Here is an 18959-nt window from a genome sequence, read left to right on the forward strand (position 1 = left end):
ATGGAACCGAAAATGACTGGATTGTGATACAACCTTATTCCAGCGGTGTGATTATCAATGGCGTCAACTATGATAATGTTATTGATATCTATAATTGTCATTATGTTGAACTTAGAGGAATTGAAATCACAAATTCTTATGCAGGTTCAGGGATTGATGGGATAAAATTCAGAACCACGAGCGACCATATTTTAATGGAAAACTTACATATCCATGATCTCACTGGTGTCGGGATAAGTGCCAATCCTGCAGGACAGTCTTTCACTTATCTCACAATCCGGCACTGCCATATCCACGATATAACTGATGTTGGTGAAGGTCTTTATATTGGAAATCATGATGGTCTATCCCCGGTCCATCATTGTCTTGTAGAACTGAATTGGATACACGATTGCCATCCCCATAAAGGGATACAATTCAAGCGGGGTACATATTTAAACATCATTCAGGATAATGTTGTTTACAATTGTGATGAGGCAGGGATTGTTTTGTATAAAACTGACCAGAGTTCAGCAAGTGATAACAATATTGTACGCAGAAATGCAATCTGGAATACAACGGAGGGAATCTTTGCCGTGGGTCAGACCAATATTGACAATAATGTCATATTCAGTTGTGATTATGGAATAAATGTTAGAAACTACAGCGGCTGGGGGATGAATGATTTATATATCCGTAATAATACAATATATCACTGCAATACAACCTGCCTCAGGCTTGATGACTGGAATATTGCGACCGGAGAAATGGTCTGCATCAATAATGCCTGTTATCAGGATACCATAACCGCGAGTGCGATACAGGCACCGGATGGAATAGGACCCGGTTATGTTGCATATAATTGGCATTATGGTCAATCCCAGGTCACAGGTTCAACATTGGGTAATCATCCGAGCCAGGAATTTATAAATCCAGTCCCAACACCGGGTGTTATCAATCTTTATCCAAAATCCAGTGCTACATTGCTCAATAACGGGACACAATCTTATGGCGCACCGGAGCATGATTTTAATCTTTTATCCAGGCCTTATGGAAGTTACTGGGATGTTGGTGCCTATGAATGGCGTGGATTAAATAATCCAGGCTGGCAGATTCAAGAAGGATTCAAAGAGATCCTTGTCGGGGTATCCGAGAGCAGGCAAATAGATGGCTACTTGAATTTCGCTATCCCGACAATTTTAAGGCGCGGATGCCGATTTGAGAACCCATCTGAGGTGCAATGGACTATTTATAACATCCTGGGGAAAAGGGTGGAAAAAGAATTGAATAATCTCCCAGCAGGATTATATTTTTATAGGATTGAAAAGAGGCAAATTGTAAAGTGTGGTAAGTTTATTGTTATTGAGTAATGAAAGCCTACTATAGTTTATATAGTAAATAAATCATCAAAAACACAAATACAATTGTCAGGACGGTGATATTAAAAAAGAGTCCGAAGGAAAGGGCGATAAATCCAAGATTTATATGGACGGTTGAAAAACCAATCTTTAAGGCATTAAAGAAAAATCCTTTTACCGGTCCGGGTGGAAAAAGACTACCAAGAAAATGGGATAATGCCGAGCCGATTATCCCACCGATGATTATTCCTAATATTATTGTTGGTAATTTCCTCTTTGCTGCCATCAATCACCCCCTTTTTGCCATAATGGCAAAACACGCAGATGAGCGCAGATTTTGACACGGATATATGCAGATATAAAAATTTTTCATAAAATAATATTTATCTTCTCTCCGCATTTTGCACAATTAGAACCTTTTAAATTTTTGATCAATGCCTTGAAATACATTCTTTCAATCAATAGTGCGCCACATTTTGGACAATAGGTATTGGAACCATCCTCACCCGGCACATTTCCGAGATATACATATTTTAATTTTTTCCTTGCCTTTTCATAGGCATCAAAGAGAATATCTGTCGGCGTTGGTGGTTTGGTATATTTGTAGTTTGGATAATAGCGGGAGAAATGCAAGGGAATCTCGGGATTCACGCCCGCAACATAATCAATGAGTGCATCAATCTGCTCCGATTTATCATTCAAACCGGTCACAATGAGATTTGTTATCTCAATATGACAGAATTGGTGCGATATCTCAATCGTTCTTTTTACTGTATCTAAATCACCGCCTAATTTCTTTTTATAAATATCAGGATTGATTGTCTTTAAATCAATATTCATTGCATCAACAAGTGGCAGAAGTTCTCGCAGGGGTTCTTCATTTATCATACCATTCGTTACCAGCACATTTTTTCCACCATTATCTCTTATCAACTTTGCGGCATCAAGGAGATACTCAAACCACATCAAGGGTTCGGTATACGTATATGAGACACCCAAAGAAGGGTGCTCTTTATAAATCTTCACCAGCATTTCCGGTGAAAGGTATTGAGTATTTACATCAATCTGAGAAATCTCCCAGTTCTGGCAGAACGGACACCTCATATTACAACTATTACAGGCAATGGAAAGAATCTGGGAACCGGGATAAAAATGATACAATGGTTTCTTTTCGATCGGGTCTAATGCAATGGATGTCGTTTCTCCATAATCAATTGCCCATAATTTATTGTCTTCGTTAATTCGTGCCCGACAGATTCCTTTTTTACCCGGCAAAATCTTACACTGGTGGGGGCAGAGTTTACACTGGACATAACCTTCAAAGGCCTCGTAATATCTTGCTTCAACTTTCATTCGATTGCCAGCCTTTCCAGTCGATTATCTTTTTCATAATATATTATACCTTTAATCCCCATAGAGTCAAGAAATTTTTTGCCCTTTTCTGCATTCATCACTGATACTGCGGTGGCGATACCATCCGCAAAGGTTGTATTTTCGGCAAATATGGTGACTGAAGCAAAATCCCGCGCTGGATAACCCGTCTTGGGGTCTATGATATGGGCATAACGGACCCCATTGACAATAAAGAATTTCTCATAATCACCGGATGTTGACAAGGCGCAATCAACCAGTCCAACTTTTTCAATCACCCCTTCCTGCCGGGGATGTTTTATTCCCACGACCCAGGGTCTGTTCTTGGGTGATTTACCAATCGCATAGACCTCACCGGCGATATTAACAATCGCCGATTTGATATTAAATTTTCTTAAGATATCAACCATTCGGTCCGCGGCAAAACCCTGGGCAATCCCGCCAAGGTCAATCTTCATACTATCAGGGATAAAAATGGAATCACCAATGAATCTTATCTTTTTATAATCCACCAATCTTTTTGCCCGTTCAATTTCTTTCTGGTTCGGGATTCTTTTTTCTTTACCATAAAATCCCCATATCTCAAGGAGCGGTGCAATTGAAATATCAAATAGACCATCCGTCAGCCGACTAATCGAATCCGCCATTAAAAATATCGGTTTAATATCGGGTGGGATATGAACACGATGTTCCTTATTTATTTTACTTACCAGACTTTTTGGTGAAAAATAATTCAATAGAGAATCAAGATATTTTAATTCTTTATCAATCTCATTCAAAACCTTCTGGGAATTATTTTTATCTGCGCAGTAAAATCTTATCTCACACGGACCACCGACTATGACATTCTGATAGTGGTATTCTTTTTCAATTCTGGTGCAGAAAATCAGGGTTAGAAGAATAAGTGATATAACTTTTGATATCCGCATAATCGGATTATATATGAAAATAGAAACCAGTCAATTAAAAAAAATTTCGAAAGTCAACAATTTTCAATCTGCTTAAAAAATGTTGATTTTTGCAATTACTACTACAATATTTTAAACTTTTATTTTGCCCGCAACCGTTTTATCAATTTTTCTATCTCCACAGCAAAAAATACGATACTTGAAAGGGCAATGCAGAATAATAATTCAGAAAGACTCAATGCCTGGGTCTTAAATATGGGTTGTAAAAACGGAATGTATATAACACACAATTGTAGCAAAAATGTCAAAAGGACCGCACCCAATAAAGGTTTATTGGAAAAAATACCCTGAGTAAATAAGGATTCTCTTTCTGAACGGATTGCCAAGACATGTGCCATCTGGTTAAAACATAAGACTGTGAATACCATTGTCTGCCAGTGGGCATCGCCGATATGAATTGCCCAGTATTGAGTAAAAATAGTAATTATACCCATTAATAAACCAACCCATATTATATGAAAACCAAGTCCATGGGCAAAAAGACTTTCCTGGGGTGCCCTGGGTGGTCTTTGCATAATATATTTCTCTTCAGGTTCTACACTCAAGGCAAGTGCTGGCGCACCATCAGTAACAAGATTTATCCACAATAAATGAATTGGTAAAAGTGGCAAAGGGAGACCTAAAAAAGGCGGAAAGAATAGTGTATAAATCTCTCCTGAATTGCTGGTCATAAGATATTTTATAAACTTGCGGATATTATCAAATATCCTCCTTCCTTCCCTTACCGCCTTCACTATCGTTGCGAAGTTATCATCAAGGAGTATCATATGAGATGCCTCTTTTGATACCTCGGTCCCCATTATCCCCATTGCCACACCAATGTCTGCCCTTTTTAATGCCGGCGCATCATTCACACCATCCCCGGTCATCGCGACATACTGCCCTTTATCCTGCAATGCACGGACAATCTTTAATTTCTGTTCCGGGGCAACCCGGGCATAAACCCTGATATGCTCTACTTTCTTTTCAAACTCTTCAAGTGACAATGCATCAAGTTCTTTACCTGTGATCACAGCCTGCGCATCATCACCCATAATTCCGAGTTGATATGCAATGGAGCGGGCAGTAATTGGATGGTCACCTGTGATCATCACCGGAATTATACCTGCAGTCTTGCACTGCTGGATTGCATCCTTAACTTCTAATCTTGGCGGGTCAATCATACCCACAAGTCCCAGAATGACTAATTTATCTTCAATATGTGCCGGATGTAGATTCTTCGGCAATTCTTTCCATTCCCTCATTGCAATCGCCAGCACCCTCAATCCATCATTTGCCATCTTCAAATTTGCCTTATTAAGCATTTCAAAATCTTTTTTAATTTCACCGTTAATCAAACATCCAATGGACTTTTCGAGGAGCGAATCTATCGCACCCTTGGTAAATGATACAATCTTGCCGTTATCCATTTTATGGATTGTGGTCATACATTTTCTATCTGAATCAAAAGGAATCTCAGCAATCCTTGGATGTTTTTTTATCAACTCACGTTTATCATATCCTGATTCATAGGCGGCGACACAAAGTGCGGTTTCGGTTGGGTCGCCAATTATCTTACCGTCTTTATCGTATTGTGCATCATTGCTCAAGGCAAGGGCAAGAAAGAATTCAGGATTTTTTTCTGCATAATTAGTAAATTCTTCGTCTCTTATAATTTTGTTATTAATAAAAATCTCCCGCACAATCATTTTGTTTTGAGTAAGGGTTCCAGTTTTATCAGAACATATATAAGTCACTGAACCGAGTGTCTCAACTGCGGATAATTTGCGCATCAATGCATTCTCTTTTACCATTTTCTTTGCGCCCAATGCAAGGGCGATCGTAACCACTGCTGGTAATGCCTCAGGTATTGCTGCAACAGCAAGACTGACTGCAGTTAAAAACATCAAAGTTATTGGCTCCCCGCGGAGAATTCCAAAAACAAAGACAATCCCACATACGACAAGAAAGATAACCGTTAGCCATTTACCAAATGCAGTGAGCCTTCTTTGTAATGGTGTCTTTACCCCTTCTTCTTCCTGTATCATTGTCGCAATCTTACCGAGCTCTGTCTCCATTCCGGTTGCAACAGCCACACCCGCGCCCCTGCCATATGTAACAATCGTTCCCTTATATGCCATATTTTTTCTATCACCAATTGGAATTGTCGGGTCATGGAGTTCTTTTGTGAATTTTTCCACTGCAATAGACTCACCGGTCAGCGGTGCCTCATCAATCTTTAACTGGGCAACTTCAATCAAGCGCATATCTGCAGGAACAATATTCCCCGCCTCAAGAAGGACAATATCACCGGGGACAACTTCAGACACTGGAATTGTATAAACAATATTATTTCTGCGGACATTGATATTTGCCTGCGCCATTTTCTTCAGTGCCTCAATCGCCTTTTCTGCACGATATTCCTGGATAAATCCGATAATGCCATTGAGAATCACAATAACAATTATCGCAATCGTATCTATCGGTTCACCAACAATCCCTGAGATTATTGCTGCCGCAATAAGAATCAAAATCATAAAATCCTTGAACTGATCAAGGAGCATCTCAAAAGGGGTCTTCTTTTTTGCCTCTTTTATTTCATTCGGACCGAATCTTTCAAGACGCGAGCGTGCTTCTTCTGAGTTTAATCCTTCAGCACTGGTCTTGAGGGATTCAAAGATTGCATCTATGGATAATGTATGCCAGTATTCCTTTTCCATTAAGGGAAATAATATCTATTTTTTGATTGGTGTCAAGGAAAGTAATTTTGCAAAGCAGTTCTTCGCGGAGTAAAAATGTATGATACTTACTTCTTTCTCTTCCTCTGCCCGACCTTTATCCTCACCAGGGCGCGCTGGAATGCCGCCATTGCCTCAGCATGGGTAATTTTGTCCCCTCTTTTTTCTTCCATTAATTTTTGTGCCCTCTCCCTTGCTTTCATCGCCCTTTCAAGATCAATCTCTTCTGCGCGCTCCGCGGCATCAGCAAGGATAATCACCTTGTGGGGCAAAACCTGGACAAATCCACCGGTTATTGCCATAAATTCAGTCTCATTGTCCTTTTTTATCTTTATCTCACCCGGGCTGATAATACTAACCAGGGGAACATGTTTTGCAAGGATACTTATCTCACCCTGAATTGTTGGAACGGTGAGCACATCAATATCTTCTGAATAGACAAGTCGTTCAGGGGTAACAATCTCTAATCTAAACTTCATTTTTGAGCAGTTACCAAAACCGAGGAAATGTTTTTATTTTCGTTTTGTGCGATAAATCGCACCGCTACATTTTGGCTCACAATGATAAGCCCCCACACATATAGAGATTCTGCTCGGGTAGTTCATCACACGCACCTTCAAGAATCGCCTTGAATGCCTTTATCGTTTCCTTTAATGGTACATATTGTCCTGGTCTGCCGGTAAATGTCTCGGCAACAAAGAATGGCTGGGACAAAAACTTTTGAATCTTTCTTGCCCGGGTCACGGTCAGTTTATCTTCTTCAGATAGTTCTTCAAAACCAAGAATTGCAATCACATCCTGTAAGTCTTTATATCTCTGTAATACCTTCTGCACCCCTCTTGCTACATTATAATGCTCTTCACCAACAAATCGCGGGTCAAGGATTGTAGATGTTGAGTCAAGCGGGTCTACTGCGGGATAGATGCCCAATTCTGCGATAGGTCTTGATAAGACAATTGTAGAATCAAGATGTCCGAATGTCGTTGCCGGTGCCGGATCGGTTAAGTCATCTGCTGGGACGTATACTGCCTGGACTGATGTGATTGAGCCATGCTTTGTAGAAGTAATACGCTCCTGTAATTCACCCATTTCTGTAGCGAGTGTTGGTTGATAACCGACTGCGGATGGAATCCTGCCCAGGAGTGCTGAAACCTCTGAACCCGCCATAGTGAAACGATAGATATTATCAATGAATAATAATACATCTTTGTGTTCTACATCCCTGAAATACTCAGCCATTGATAAAGCAGTCAAACCAACCCTTGCCCTTACCCCGGGCGGTTCATTCATCTGACCGAAGACCAGAACGGTTTTATTGATAACGCCCGAGCGGTTCATTTCTGTATATAAATCATTTCCTTCACGCGTTCTTTCACCAATTCCGGCAAATACTGACACCCCTCCATGCTCAATCGCAATATTCCTGATCAATTCCATAACGACCACAGTCTTTCCAACACCTGCGCCACCGAATAGTCCAACCTTTCCACCCTTCATTATCGGTGCGATCAAATCTATAACCTTTATTCCTGTTTCAAGAATCTCAACTTTTGTGGACTGTTCCTTAAAGGCAGGTGGCTTGCAATGGACCGGCCTGCGCAGTTTGCCCTCAACCGGACCTTTTTCATCAATCGGTTCACCAAGGACATTAAACAACCTGCCAAGTGTTTCCGGTCCCACTGGAACAGTGATTGGTTCGCCTAAATCAATGACCTCCATGCCACGTGCCACTCCATCTGTCGGTCCCATTGCAACCGTTCTTACAACATTGTATCCAAGGTGTTGTTGAACTTCAAGAATCAGGTCGCCCTCTTTTAATGATAATTTCAGGGCGCCATAAATCTCTGGTAATTTCTCAGTAAACTCAACATCTATAACAGGTCCCATTACCTGTAAAACTCTTCCTTTATTCATAAACTCTTAACCTCCTAACTCTAATCACAATAATTTTCTAATTCCCCTCCCTTGATGGGAGGGGACAAAGGGGAGGGTGATAATTCTCTCATTATTGCTTGCATCACCCCATTGGTATTTCTCAATACCTCATTGTTCCAAAACCTTAATACCCTGTAACCTTGTCCTTGAAACCATTTATCCCTTATCTTATCTGTTCCACTTTCAAAATGCCCGCCGCCATCAATTTCAATAACCAATTTTTTCTCAAAACACACAAAATCAACAATATAATTTCCTATTAATTGTTGCCTCCTGAATTTTACACCCAGTTGTTTTTTTCTAATCGCATACCAAAGTTTCCTCTCTGCATCTGTCATATTTTCTCTGAGCCGACGCACAAAACTTTTCTTATCTGGAGTGAACTTCATTATTCACTCCCACCTTTTTCCTCCCCCATCAAGAGGGAGGAAATAATAATATTGTAAGATTTCATTCTATTTCCCCAAACTTTCAATAACTGCCTTGGTTGTAGAAAGTTCAGTCAATTCTTTGGTAATACCTTCCTGTCGGGCTTTATTATAAGAAAGGGTAAGACTTTGAATTAGATTTTCAGCATTCTCCGTTGCATTTTTCATTGCCATCATTCTTGCGGAAAATTCCGATGCCTGTGATTCAAGGACTGCCGCATATATCTTGTATTCAATTATCCTTACAAGCAGGGTATCAATAACTTCCTTAGGAGAAGGTTCATAAATGAACTGGGCAAGAAAAGGCTCCTCTGGTTGTTCTTGTTGAAACGGCAATAATTGTAAAACTGTAGGACGTTGGACAACATTTGATACATAATCGCTGTATACAAGTTTTACTTCGTCAACATTGCCTTTTATAAATTCATCAATAATTATTTGAGAGATTGGTGTAATGCTGATGAATGGAACCGGTGCACCAAGACCCGTGAATTCAGCAATGACTTTATATCCACGGCGGATAAAAAAATCCCTTCCTTTCCTGCCGACCGCGAGGATATAAGAAGTTTCTTTATCTTTAATTAATTTCATTGTTTCCATGATTAGATTCATATTAAATGCACCGCATAGCCCTCGGTCTGAAGTGATAAGGACAATCAGGGTATTTTTAATATCCCTTTTTTGTAATAATGGATGGAGTTCGCGCTCGGTCTTTGGTGCAAGATTTAACAAAAGATTCCAGGCAAGCTGGGCATAGGGTCTTGAGGCAAGAAGGGTTGACAATGTCTTTGTCATCTTTGCACCGGCAACCATCTGCATAGTCTTTGTGATCTTTTTTATATTGCCTACGGACTTAATGTGTCTTTTTATATCACGGACCGAAGCCATTACTCCTCGCTACACTTGAACAAAATCGTTATGGATATTCATCACTTAAGAAACAAACTTTTAAATTCCTGTATTGCCTGACCAAGCTTTTTCTCGGTCTCTTCATCAAGGTCTTTGGTTTCCTTTATCTTTCTGCCAATATCAGGATAAGAGGTATCCATATATCTTAAAAATTCATCCTCAAATTTCTTTATCTTATCAATCGGAATATCATCAAGCATGCCGGAAATTCCAGCGTAGATTATCATAACCTGTTTTTCAACTGACATTGGGACATATTGTCCCTGCTTCAAAATCTCAGTCATTACCTTACCACGGGTCAATTGTTTACGGGTTGCCTCATCAAGGTCACTTGCAAACTCAGCAAACGCAGCCATTTCGCGATACTGGGCAAGGTCAAGCCTCAATTTACCCGCAACCTTTTTCATTGCTTTTATCTGGGCACTTGAACCCACCCTTGATACAGAAAGTCCAACATTGATTGCCGGTCTAATGCCCTGATAGAATAATTCTGGCTCAAGATAAATCTGACCATCAGTGATTGAGATAACATTTGTTGGAATGTATGAAGTTATATCACCTGCCTGGGTTTCAATTATGGGTAACGCAGTGAGAGAACCACCACCGTGTTCTTTATTCAATTTTGCTGCCCTCTCTAAAAGTCTTGAATGCAGGTAAAATATATCACCAGGATATGCTTCTCTACCTGGCGGTCTTCTCAATAATAAAGAAATCTGACGATATGCCCAGGCATGTTTTGAAAGGTCATCATATATGACAAGGGCATCCTTTCCCTTGTCCATAAAATATTCACCCATCGCACAACCCGCATAAGGTGCAATATACCAGAGAGATGCCGGGTCTGAAGAACAGGCACCAACAACAATTGTCCAATCCATTGCCCCATATCTTTCCAGTTCGGAAACAATCCTTGCCAGTTTAGATTCTTTTTGACCGATTGATACATATATACAAATTACATTTTCTTCTTTCTGATTGAGTATCGTATCAATCACAATTGCAGTCTTACCCGTCTGCCGGTCACCGATTATCAATTCCCGCTGTCCCCTTCCAATCGGAATCATACTATCAATTGCCTTGATACCTGTCTGCAGGGGTGTATTTACACCCTCACGCTGTATCACCCTTGGAGCAATCTTTTCTACAGGATAGTAAGTTGTTGGTTTCACCGGTCCTTTTCCATCAAGTGGTTCACAGAGTGGATTTATAACACGACCGACAAGGTTTTCTCCAACACCGACTTCAAGAATTCTACCGGTTCCTTTTACTACATCACCTTCTTTAATTTTCTCATAATCACCCAGAACAATTGCACCGATACGGTCTTCAAGTAGATTCAGTGCAACACCATATATACCATTGGGAAATTCAAGCATCTCTGAGGCAAAACAGTCCTGAAGTCCATTAATGTGGGCAACACCATCTCCAATTTCAATGACCGTGCCCACCCTTTCTACCTTTATCTTCTTTTCAAATTCAAATAAATCTTTCTTTAATTCTTTTAATAATTTTGTCTTTATATCCTGACTCATAACCTATCCCTGTTTTAAGTTTTTCAGCAATTCTGCAATCCTTGATTTCAAACTTGCATCAATCATTATATCTCCACTCTTGATAACAACCCCACCAATTATATCCGGGTCAATGATATTTTTTATACTCACTGGCTTCTTTAATTTCTCAGAAAATTTTGTATACAGCATATCTTTTTCTTCATCTGTCAGAGGAACCGCAGTCTTCACTTCAATCTCTAAGACACCGGTATCAACCCTTGTTCGTTTGTAATTCCTTAATATCTCACTCAAACTTGACAATGCATTGCAGCGGAGGAGCAAGAAGACAAATTCATAGGTCTGGGCACTGATATAATCTTTGAAAAGATCTCTTAAGGTCTTTTGTTTCTCTACGAAAGTAATCCTTGGATTTTCAAGATAACCGCGCAGTTTGGGCGAAGAACGGAAAGAGGAATCTACAAGTTCCAGTTCAGAAAGTATCTTTTCCATATCTTTATCTTGCAGTCCGTCCGCCACTTTCCGCCCATCTGTTGGGCGGATTGGTGGATTATCCTCTTGACGCTGCCTTCTCAAGTTCCTTCTCCACTTCTTTGATTGCCTCTTCAATCAATGCCCGCTGAGATTTCTCATCCAGTTTCTTCCTTATTAAATCCGCACTGAGTGTAACAACCATTTCGCCCACTTCTTTCTTTATTTCTGCCATAATATTCTGCTTTTCCGATTTGATCTCTTGCATCGTTCTTTCCACAATCTTCCGCGACTCTTCATTCGCCATCTCAATAATTTTCTTTTTTTCCTCATCACCCAATTTTGTCGCCTGTTCTATTATACGATGCGCCTCTTTCTTTGCCTCTTCAATCAACTGGCGATGCCTTTCTTCAGCCTCCGCAGCCTGTTTTTTCAAATTCTCTGCAGTTTTTATGCCATCTTCTATTTTGCTGGAACGGTCTTTGAAGAGTTTTAAAATCGGTTTATAGAGAAATCTATTCAAAATCCACAATAGAATCAAGAAATTCAAAATCTGGGCAATGAGTAACAATGGATTTATGCCGAGTTTGGTAAGGGCTTCCATAATTATTATAAGAATTTGATTATCAATGCCACAACCAGGGCATAGATTGCAATTGCCTCAGCAAATGCGAGCGCAAGAATGAATAATGTCTGTATCTTACCGGTCGCCTCAGGATTACGACCCGCGGCTTCCGTAGCCTTTGCACCAATAAATCCAATTCCCAGACCAGGTCCTAATGCACCAAGTCCAATTGCCAGTGCTGCAGCAATTGTTTTCATTGTTGCTGGTTCCATAATATATCCTCCTTTCACCCCCTCCTATTCCCTCCCCCTTAGAAGGGGGAGGATAAAGGTGGGGGTCTCAATGTTCCTCTTCAGTAGTTGCAATTTTTATAAAAAATAAAGTCAAAAATGAAAATATTATTGCCTGTATTATCCCAACGAATATTTCAAGGGCAAGAAAAGGTACTGGAATAGCTAAAGGCAATAAAAATAACATCACGGTTAAAAGCACTTCACCCGCAAAGATATTTCCAAAAAGACGGAAAGAAAATGAAATTATTTTCGCAATTTCCGCAATCAATTCCAATATCCCAACGAAGAACATTATCGGATTTTTTAATTTTATGAACCGCTTTAAGAATCCTTTAAAACCGAGAATCTGTATGCTGTAAATCTGAGTAAATATCACCGATATCAATGCCAGTGCAAGGGTCGTATTGAGGTCTGCGGAAGCGCCTCTAAATAGAGGCACGAATTCCTTATGCTCTTTTATCTCGGGAGCATGGGATTCCTCAACTGTATTGTCTTTGTGTTCAACCTGCTCTGCATGAGCCGGCCTTTCCCGGTAAATCCCGATAGAACCAACACCTGGTAAAAGTCCAAACCAGTTTATTATCAAAACGAATAGGAATATAGTCATCACCAGTGGAAAAAATTTTCTACCCTTTTCTTCGCTACCGAATACCTCGCAAACGAGATTGTAAAAATATTCCATAATATATTCAACAACATTCTGAATTCCCACGGGGATGATATTCTTTTTCGCCCTTATCAGCGCTATAATGATAATAAATAAGAGAATTGTGAGATAGGTGACGAGTAAAGAATTTGTTACCGGTAAAGGACCTATTCTAAATAACTCCTCAGCTGCGATTGATATATGAATATTTTGCATAGAAATAAATTATATCCAATTTTTGAAAAAAATCAAGTCAGTATTGACAGTGCATAAAAATTACTTATAATTGATTTGTGAAAGGAGCGAAGAATGGCGAGAGAATGTTCAATATGCGGGAAAAAGGCACAGGTCGGTTCAAAGATCAGCCATGCCCATAATGTCTCAAAGAGAAGGTTCAATGTTAATCTTCAAAGGGTAAGGATAAAAATAGACGGCAAGATTAAAAGGGTGCTGGTTTGTACCGACTGTTTAAGTGCCGGAAAAGTGACCAAGGTTTAATATAAATAATGAATTATGGTCGTTGCCTATACCCTGGTCAGTGTTGCTTTGGTAAGTTTGATTTCTCTTATCGGCGTACTATTCTTATCAATAAAACCTGAGAAATTAAACAAAATCCTTTTGTTGCTGGTAAGTTTTGCAGCAGGTTCTTTATTCGGAGACGCCATTATTCACCTGCTGCCCGAGGCATTTGAACAGATTGAAAATACCCTAAACGCTTCCCTGCTTACAATAGCAGGGATCTTTATATTTTTTGTTTTGGAAAAATTTGTGCGCTGGCGCCACTGCCATATACCAACTTCAAAAGAACATCCCCATCCCATGGTGACACTGAATCTCGTAGGCGATCTGGTTCATAATTTAATAGATGGGATGATTATAGGAGCAAGTTATTCCGTAAGCATTCCAATAGGTTTTGCAACTACAATAGCCGTTATTATGCATGAAATTCCACAGGAAATTGGCGATTTCGGCGTCTTCCTCCATGGTGGTTTGAGCATAAAGAATGCACTGATACTAAATTTTCTATCAGCACTCACTGCCGTCTTTGGCGGTGTGATCTCTCTAATTCTCGGTCCTGCTGTAAAGAATTATTCAATCGTCCTTTTACCCTTGACTGCAGGTGGATTTATCTATATCGCAGGTTCTGACCTGATTCCTGAACTACAGGGATGTGAGACCCCGAGGATGTCTTTTATCCAGTTGATTGCAATGGCTTGCGGTGTTGGCATAATGGCACTCTTGATAATCTTGGAATAAATCTACATTGAATCAAGATAAAAAGATAAATATTTTTGATTATTTTTTCATCCTCAGACCACTCATTTTAATTCCGGTTTTTGATTTCTTTCTCATTGGAAATTACACTGCCTATGGAAAAAGTATTTTTACCCATAAAACACTGCTGGGGCTATTTATCTACGGTATATTAATGGGTGGCGTATATATTTTAAATCAAATCACAGATATTGAAACCGATAGAATAAATAAAAAACTATTTTTACTCTCAGAAAATTTTATACCTGTGCAGCATGCATACATTGAGATGTTTATGTTGTGGGGTATTTCATTGTTTCTCTCATGGTATTTTGGTTTGTCATTTTTTTTGGTAATGTTAGGGTCATTACTACTCGGTGTTTTTTATTCCTTGCCTCCGATAAAATTAAAAGGAAAGCCTATTCTTGATACCCTGAGTAATGGATTTGGCTATGGTATGCTGAACTTTATTGCCGGCTGGTTAATGCAAAAGGATTTTGAATGGCAGGCTTTTTTAATATTTTTACCCTATTTTTTTAGTATCTGTGCAGTCTTTATAAATACAACAATTGTTGATATTAAAGGAGATAGAGAATCGGGTGAGATTACAACATCTGTCTTTCTGGGTGAAAAACTATCTTATATCATTTCTTCAAGCCTCATTTTATTGGGTGTTTTATTTTCAATAATAAACAGGGATATAATCTGCCTGATTCCTTCTGCAATTGCGCTTCCTTTATTTACCTATTTAACCTTTTATTATTTTATATATAAAAGAGTAAATCGCAAGTTCACCATTTTATCTTTCAGATTGCCAGGGCTCATATTTACCGCAATCACCTGCGTTATATATCCAGGATACATTCCATTTTTATTAGTCGTTATGATAGGAATGAAAATATATTACAAAAAGCGATTCAATATGGATTATCCTACCTTGAATCAGGGATAAAAAATAAAGGGGATTGGTAAAACCAATCCCCTTTTTATTGGATATTTGAATTACTTTACAGCCTTCTTTAGCTCACGTCCTGCCTTGAATTTCGGAACGCGCTTTGCTGGAACCTTAATCATTTCTCCTGTTTGGGGATTCTTTGCCGTACGCGCTTTTCTCTTTGCCACCATGAATGTACCGAATCCCACGAGCGTTATTCTATCACCCTTCTTGAGCGCAGCAGTGACTGTGTCAACAAATGTATCTAACGCTACGCCCGCTGCTTTTTTACTAATATTTGCCTTTTTGGCAATGGCATCTATAAGTTGTGCCTTGGTCATTTTAAACACCTCCTCTTTTAGATGCTAAATTATACTTATATTTCCCGCTTTGTCAAGCATCAAAATTATATTTTAACGGGTTCTAAAAAACTCTGGAATTCGACCAACCTACCTTCTGGGTCTTTGATAAAAAAGTGGTAAATTTTATATTTTTCATTCACCATTGGCTCCGCCAGTGCCTCAAGCCGGAATTTTTTATACATTTCATAAACCTGGTCCGTATTCTCATAGAAAAATGTGATTATTCCCTGAGTATCAACTTCCTCACGCTGGCAGAAACCAAGCAACAAATTTCCATGTTTGAGTATTGAACAATCTGCCTGTTCCAGCCAGATTTCCATACCAATCATTTTTGTATAAAAATCCTTAATTTTGGTTAAATTCTTTGTCTTAAAAAAGATAATGCCTGACATAGCATATTATATTTAATTCAAGGCAAAAATCAAGACCGGCACTTTGATTTTTTTCTAAGTAATCATATTCCTGGTAGTTCTTGACTTTGGGCAATTTTTCAATATAATATCTCCATTAGCAGAAAGGCAGCGATAATTTTGATTAGATTTGGCTTTAGCAAATTCCGAGAGAAAATTTTTATTTATTCTCTCAAAATAAATAAATCCGCAAAGGCATTTCCTATTAATAAATGGATATGCCCTATATTTAATAACATTAAGGAGGTTTGATGCCTGAAGTCAAGATTTTGGAAGAAGTTTGTAAGGGATGCGGTCTTTGCTGCGATAGTGTATGCCCGGCAAATATATTAAGGCTTGCACCTGACCGTATCAATTCAAGCGGTTATCACCCTGCAGAGGTGACTGATATGTCAAAATGTATTGGCTGCGGATACTGTTATATGACCTGTCCAGAACCAGCGATTGAGGTTTACAAATAAGGAGATATTATGGCTGAAAAAGAATTAATGTATGGAAATCATGCACTGGTTGAAGGGGTGATATATGCGGGTTGCAGATTTTTTGCAGGTTACCCAATAACCCCGCAGAATGAAGTTCCCGAGTATATGTCAATAAGGATGAACGAGGTGGGTGGTGTATTCCTCCAGACCGAAAGTGAGCTTGCCGCAATAAATATGCTTTTTGGTGCAGCATCCGCAGGTGCAAGGGCAATGACTTCATCCAGTTCTCCTGGAATAAGTTTAATGCAGGAAGGGCTTTCTTATATTGCGGGTGCTGATGTGCCGGTCCTTGTTGCGAATATTGTGCGCGGCGGGCCCGGGTTAGGAAATATCGCACCTGCTCAATCCGATTATTTTCAGTCAGTAAAAAGTGGTGGTCATGGAGATTATCATACAATAGTCCTTGCCCCGAATTCTGTCCAGGAACTCTTTGAATTTCCGAAACTTGCCTTTGAACTTGCGGAAAAATATAGAAATCCGGCATTGCTCCTTGCTGATGGTTTACTCGGACAGATGATGGAACCGGTGGAGATAAAAGGGGAACCCGTTGACCCGAAATCGTTGCCCGAACAGGATTGGTGGCTTACTGGTTGTAAGGGAAGAGAAAGAAGGGTGATACGCTCTTATGATTTGAGACCGGGTAAACTTGAGGAATGGAACTGGCGTAGATGGGAAAAATATCAAACGATTATCAAAAATGAGCAGAGGTATGAAGGAATTAAAATTGACGACGCTGAAATAATTATAGTTGCTTATGGAACTTCATCCCGTGTTGCTGAGGCAGGCTTGAGGATTGCAAGAGAAAAGGGTATAAAGGTTGGTTTATTAAGACCAATTACACTTTGGCCATTTCCTGCAGATATAATAAGTGAACTATCAAAAAGAATTGAAAATTTCCTCGTTATTGAAATGAGTCTTGGTCAGATGATTGAAGATGTGAAACTGGCAATTGAAGGGCGTTCAAAGGTCCATTTCATAGGCCATCCTGGTGGGGGATTACCAAATGCCCAGGAGGTCTATAATAAGATTGTTGAAATAAGGGGTAAGAAATGAAACTACTATTTGGTAGACCTTCAGGCTTGACTGAGATAAAACAACGCTATTGCCCTGGTTGTGGCCACGGGATTGTCCATCGTATAATTGGTGAACTGCTTGTTGAAATGAATATCAGGGAAAAGGCGATCGGTATTGCACCTGTCGGTTGTTCGGTATTTGCCGATGAGTATTTCAACTGCGATATGATACAGGTTCCCCATGGCAGGGCACCGGCAGTAGCGACCGGGATAAAAAGAGCAAGACCTGATTGCTTTGTCTTTTCATATCAGGGTGATGGTGACCTTGCCGCAATTGGAACTGCCGAAACGATTCATGCTGCAGCAAGAAATGAAAATATAACGATAATCTTTATCAATAATGCAATTTATGGTATGACTGGTGGACAGCTCGCACCGACAACCTTACCGGGTATGAGGTCAACGACTTCAGTAAAAGGAAGGGATGTGGTAAAACAGGGTTATCCCATAAGGGTATGTGAACTTCTAAATGGGCTTGATGGTCCATATTATCTTGAACGAGTTGCGGTTGATACACCGAAGAATATCATAAAGACAAAAAAGGCAATAAAGACTGCATTCCAGTATCAACTTGATAATAAAGGATTCTCCCTTATTGAGGTTCTTTCTATGTGTCCCACAGGTTGGGGTGTTACACCAATTCAGGCAAAGAAATGGATTGCTGAAGTAATGGCAAAGTATTATCCAATGGGTGAATTCCGCAATCGGGCAAAGGAGGTAAAGTGACAAAAGAATTCATCATCGCCGGATTTGGTGGCCAGGGCATTGTATCATCAGGCATAATACTTGCCTATGCTGGGCTATTAGAAGATTTAAATGTCACATTCTTCCCTTCTTATGGGGCGGAAATGCGCGGTGGCACAGCAAATTGCCAGGTAGTGGTGTCTGATGAAAAGATTGCTTCACCGGTAGTGGTCAATCCCGATATTGTCATAATAATGAATGAACCATCGCTTTTAAAATTTGAACCATTAGTTAAACCGAACGGAATTCTATTTTTCAATCAGACCCTAATCAAATCTCGTCCTACAAGAAATGATATTGAGGTAATTCCCATAGAGGCAAATAAAGTTGCTGAAGAACTCGGACAGGGCAGAATTGCAAATATGGTGATGCTGGGCGCGGTTATAAAAAAGACAAAAATAGTGAGCATTGAGTCAATGAAGAAGGCACAGCGCAAAAGGTTTGGTCGTGCAAGCGAAGAGCAGCTTGTCCTAAATGACCGTGCGCTTGAAAAGGGTTACGAATTACTGTAAAAAATTTTTTAATAGGTTCTTCTAAAAATTTAAAACT

At 39.6% G+C, this 18959-nt stretch carries 23 protein-coding genes; 8 read left to right on the forward strand and 15 right to left on the reverse strand.

Annotation, left to right across the window (positions count from 1 at the left end):
• Positions 1–1349, forward strand: a 1349-nt coding sequence (locus ABIL69_00005; protein MEO0122377.1) for a NosD domain-containing protein, incomplete at its 5' end; no start/stop codon positions are given.
• A 10-nt stretch (positions 1350–1359) separates the two neighbouring features.
• On the opposite strand, the gene ABIL69_00010 is transcribed toward ABIL69_00005, so the two are convergent.
• The 13 genes from ABIL69_00010 to atpB all read right to left on the reverse strand — a co-directional run bounded on the left by ABIL69_00010 (position 1360) and on the right by atpB (position 13367).
• The gene (locus ABIL69_00010; protein ID MEO0122378.1) at positions 1360–1623 is read right to left on the reverse strand and encodes a hypothetical protein; all 264 of its coding nucleotides are present in this window, start codon (positions 1621–1623) and stop codon (positions 1360–1362) included.
• Between the two features lie 83 nt (positions 1624–1706).
• Positions 1707–2690, reverse strand: coding sequence for an AmmeMemoRadiSam system radical SAM enzyme (gene amrS / locus ABIL69_00015; protein MEO0122379.1), 984 nt, complete (start codon positions 2688–2690; stop codon positions 1707–1709).
• A complete protein-coding gene (locus ABIL69_00020; GenBank protein ID MEO0122380.1) occupies positions 2687–3637 on the reverse strand; it encodes an FAD:protein FMN transferase in 951 nt (316 codons plus the stop codon). Before ABIL69_00020 ends, amrS begins: the two co-directional genes overlap by 4 nt.
• Before the next feature lie 119 nt (positions 3638–3756).
• Positions 3757–6375, reverse strand: a complete 2619-nt coding sequence (locus ABIL69_00025; protein ID MEO0122381.1) for a calcium-translocating P-type ATPase, PMCA-type — start codon at positions 6373–6375, stop codon at positions 3757–3759.
• 86 nt (positions 6376–6461) lie between these two features.
• Entirely contained in the window at positions 6462–6872 is a 411-nt protein-coding gene (locus ABIL69_00030) for a F0F1 ATP synthase subunit epsilon (GenBank protein MEO0122382.1), read from the reverse strand.
• Between the two features lie 76 nt (positions 6873–6948).
• A complete protein-coding gene (gene atpD, locus ABIL69_00035; protein ID MEO0122383.1) occupies positions 6949–8307 on the reverse strand; it encodes a F0F1 ATP synthase subunit beta in 1359 nt (452 codons plus the stop codon).
• 20 nt (positions 8308–8327) lie between these two features.
• Entirely contained in the window at positions 8328–8717 is a 390-nt protein-coding gene (locus tag ABIL69_00040) for an endonuclease domain-containing protein (protein MEO0122384.1), read from the reverse strand.
• Positions 8718–8783: 66 nt separating this feature from the next.
• Positions 8784–9644 carry an ATP synthase F1 subunit gamma gene (gene atpG, locus ABIL69_00045; GenBank protein ID MEO0122385.1) on the reverse strand — a complete coding sequence of 287 codons (861 nt, stop codon included), beginning with the start codon at positions 9642–9644 and terminating at the stop codon, positions 8784–8786.
• A 41-nt stretch (positions 9645–9685) separates the two neighbouring features.
• On the reverse strand, positions 9686–11197 hold the full coding sequence (gene atpA / locus ABIL69_00050; protein MEO0122386.1) for a F0F1 ATP synthase subunit alpha: 1512 nt from the start codon (positions 11195–11197) through the stop codon (positions 9686–9688).
• 3 nt (positions 11198–11200) lie between these two features.
• Positions 11201–11695 carry an ATP synthase F1 subunit delta gene (gene atpH, locus ABIL69_00055; protein MEO0122387.1) on the reverse strand — a complete coding sequence of 165 codons (495 nt, stop codon included), beginning with the start codon at positions 11693–11695 and terminating at the stop codon, positions 11201–11203.
• Positions 11696–11726: 31 nt separating this feature from the next.
• Entirely contained in the window at positions 11727–12251 is a 525-nt protein-coding gene (gene atpF, locus ABIL69_00060; protein MEO0122388.1) for a F0F1 ATP synthase subunit B, read from the reverse strand.
• Between the two features lie 5 nt (positions 12252–12256).
• Positions 12257–12484 carry an ATP synthase F0 subunit C gene (gene atpE, locus ABIL69_00065; GenBank protein ID MEO0122389.1) on the reverse strand — a complete coding sequence of 76 codons (228 nt, stop codon included), beginning with the start codon at positions 12482–12484 and terminating at the stop codon, positions 12257–12259.
• A 67-nt stretch (positions 12485–12551) separates the two neighbouring features.
• Complete coding sequence (gene atpB / locus ABIL69_00070; GenBank protein MEO0122390.1) at positions 12552–13367, reverse strand: F0F1 ATP synthase subunit A; 816 nt, start codon at positions 13365–13367, stop codon at positions 12552–12554.
• Between the two features lie 93 nt (positions 13368–13460).
• Here atpB and rpmB point away from each other — a divergent pair, with 93 nt between their 5' ends.
• Genes rpmB through ABIL69_00085 form a run of 3 tightly spaced genes read left to right on the forward strand, consistent with a single transcriptional unit; the run spans position 13461 to position 15357 of the window.
• Positions 13461–13649, forward strand: coding sequence for a 50S ribosomal protein L28 (gene rpmB, locus ABIL69_00075; GenBank protein ID MEO0122391.1), 189 nt, complete (start codon positions 13461–13463; stop codon positions 13647–13649).
• A 15-nt stretch (positions 13650–13664) separates the two neighbouring features.
• Entirely contained in the window at positions 13665–14408 is a 744-nt protein-coding gene (locus ABIL69_00080) for a ZIP family metal transporter (GenBank protein MEO0122392.1), read from the forward strand.
• Between the two features lie 7 nt (positions 14409–14415).
• On the forward strand, positions 14416–15357 hold the full coding sequence (locus tag ABIL69_00085) for a UbiA family prenyltransferase (protein ID MEO0122393.1): 942 nt from the start codon (positions 14416–14418) through the stop codon (positions 15355–15357).
• A gap of 50 nt (positions 15358–15407) precedes the next feature.
• Here ABIL69_00085 and ABIL69_00090 read toward each other — a convergent pair whose 3' ends face one another.
• Both ABIL69_00090 and ABIL69_00095 read right to left on the reverse strand, forming a co-directional pair.
• The gene (locus ABIL69_00090; GenBank protein MEO0122394.1) at positions 15408–15680 is read right to left on the reverse strand and encodes an HU family DNA-binding protein; all 273 of its coding nucleotides are present in this window, start codon (positions 15678–15680) and stop codon (positions 15408–15410) included.
• 65 nt (positions 15681–15745) lie between these two features.
• On the reverse strand, positions 15746–16093 hold the full coding sequence (locus tag ABIL69_00095) for a VOC family protein (protein ID MEO0122395.1): 348 nt from the start codon (positions 16091–16093) through the stop codon (positions 15746–15748).
• 269 nt (positions 16094–16362) lie between these two features.
• On the opposite strand from ABIL69_00095, the gene ABIL69_00100 reads away from it, so the two are divergent.
• Genes ABIL69_00100 through ABIL69_00115 form a run of 4 tightly spaced genes read left to right on the forward strand, consistent with a single transcriptional unit; the run spans position 16363 to position 18922 of the window.
• The gene (locus tag ABIL69_00100) at positions 16363–16572 is read left to right on the forward strand and encodes a 4Fe-4S dicluster domain-containing protein (protein ID MEO0122396.1); all 210 of its coding nucleotides are present in this window, start codon (positions 16363–16365) and stop codon (positions 16570–16572) included.
• Positions 16573–16581: 9 nt separating this feature from the next.
• Positions 16582–17646 carry a 3-methyl-2-oxobutanoate dehydrogenase subunit VorB gene (gene vorB / locus ABIL69_00105; protein ID MEO0122397.1) on the forward strand — a complete coding sequence of 355 codons (1065 nt, stop codon included), beginning with the start codon at positions 16582–16584 and terminating at the stop codon, positions 17644–17646.
• The gene (locus ABIL69_00110) at positions 17643–18392 is read left to right on the forward strand and encodes a thiamine pyrophosphate-dependent enzyme (protein ID MEO0122398.1); all 750 of its coding nucleotides are present in this window, start codon (positions 17643–17645) and stop codon (positions 18390–18392) included. Before vorB ends, ABIL69_00110 begins: the two co-directional genes overlap by 4 nt.
• Positions 18389–18922, forward strand: coding sequence for a 2-oxoacid:acceptor oxidoreductase family protein (locus ABIL69_00115; protein MEO0122399.1), 534 nt, complete (start codon positions 18389–18391; stop codon positions 18920–18922). The genes ABIL69_00110 and ABIL69_00115 overlap by 4 nt, the downstream gene beginning before the upstream one ends.
• Positions 18923–18959 lie beyond the last annotated feature (37 nt).

Source organism: candidate division WOR-3 bacterium (assembly GCA_039802005.1).
Taxonomy (GTDB): domain Bacteria; phylum Hydrothermota; class Tepidihabitantia; order SM23-42; family JAOAFX01; genus JAOAFX01.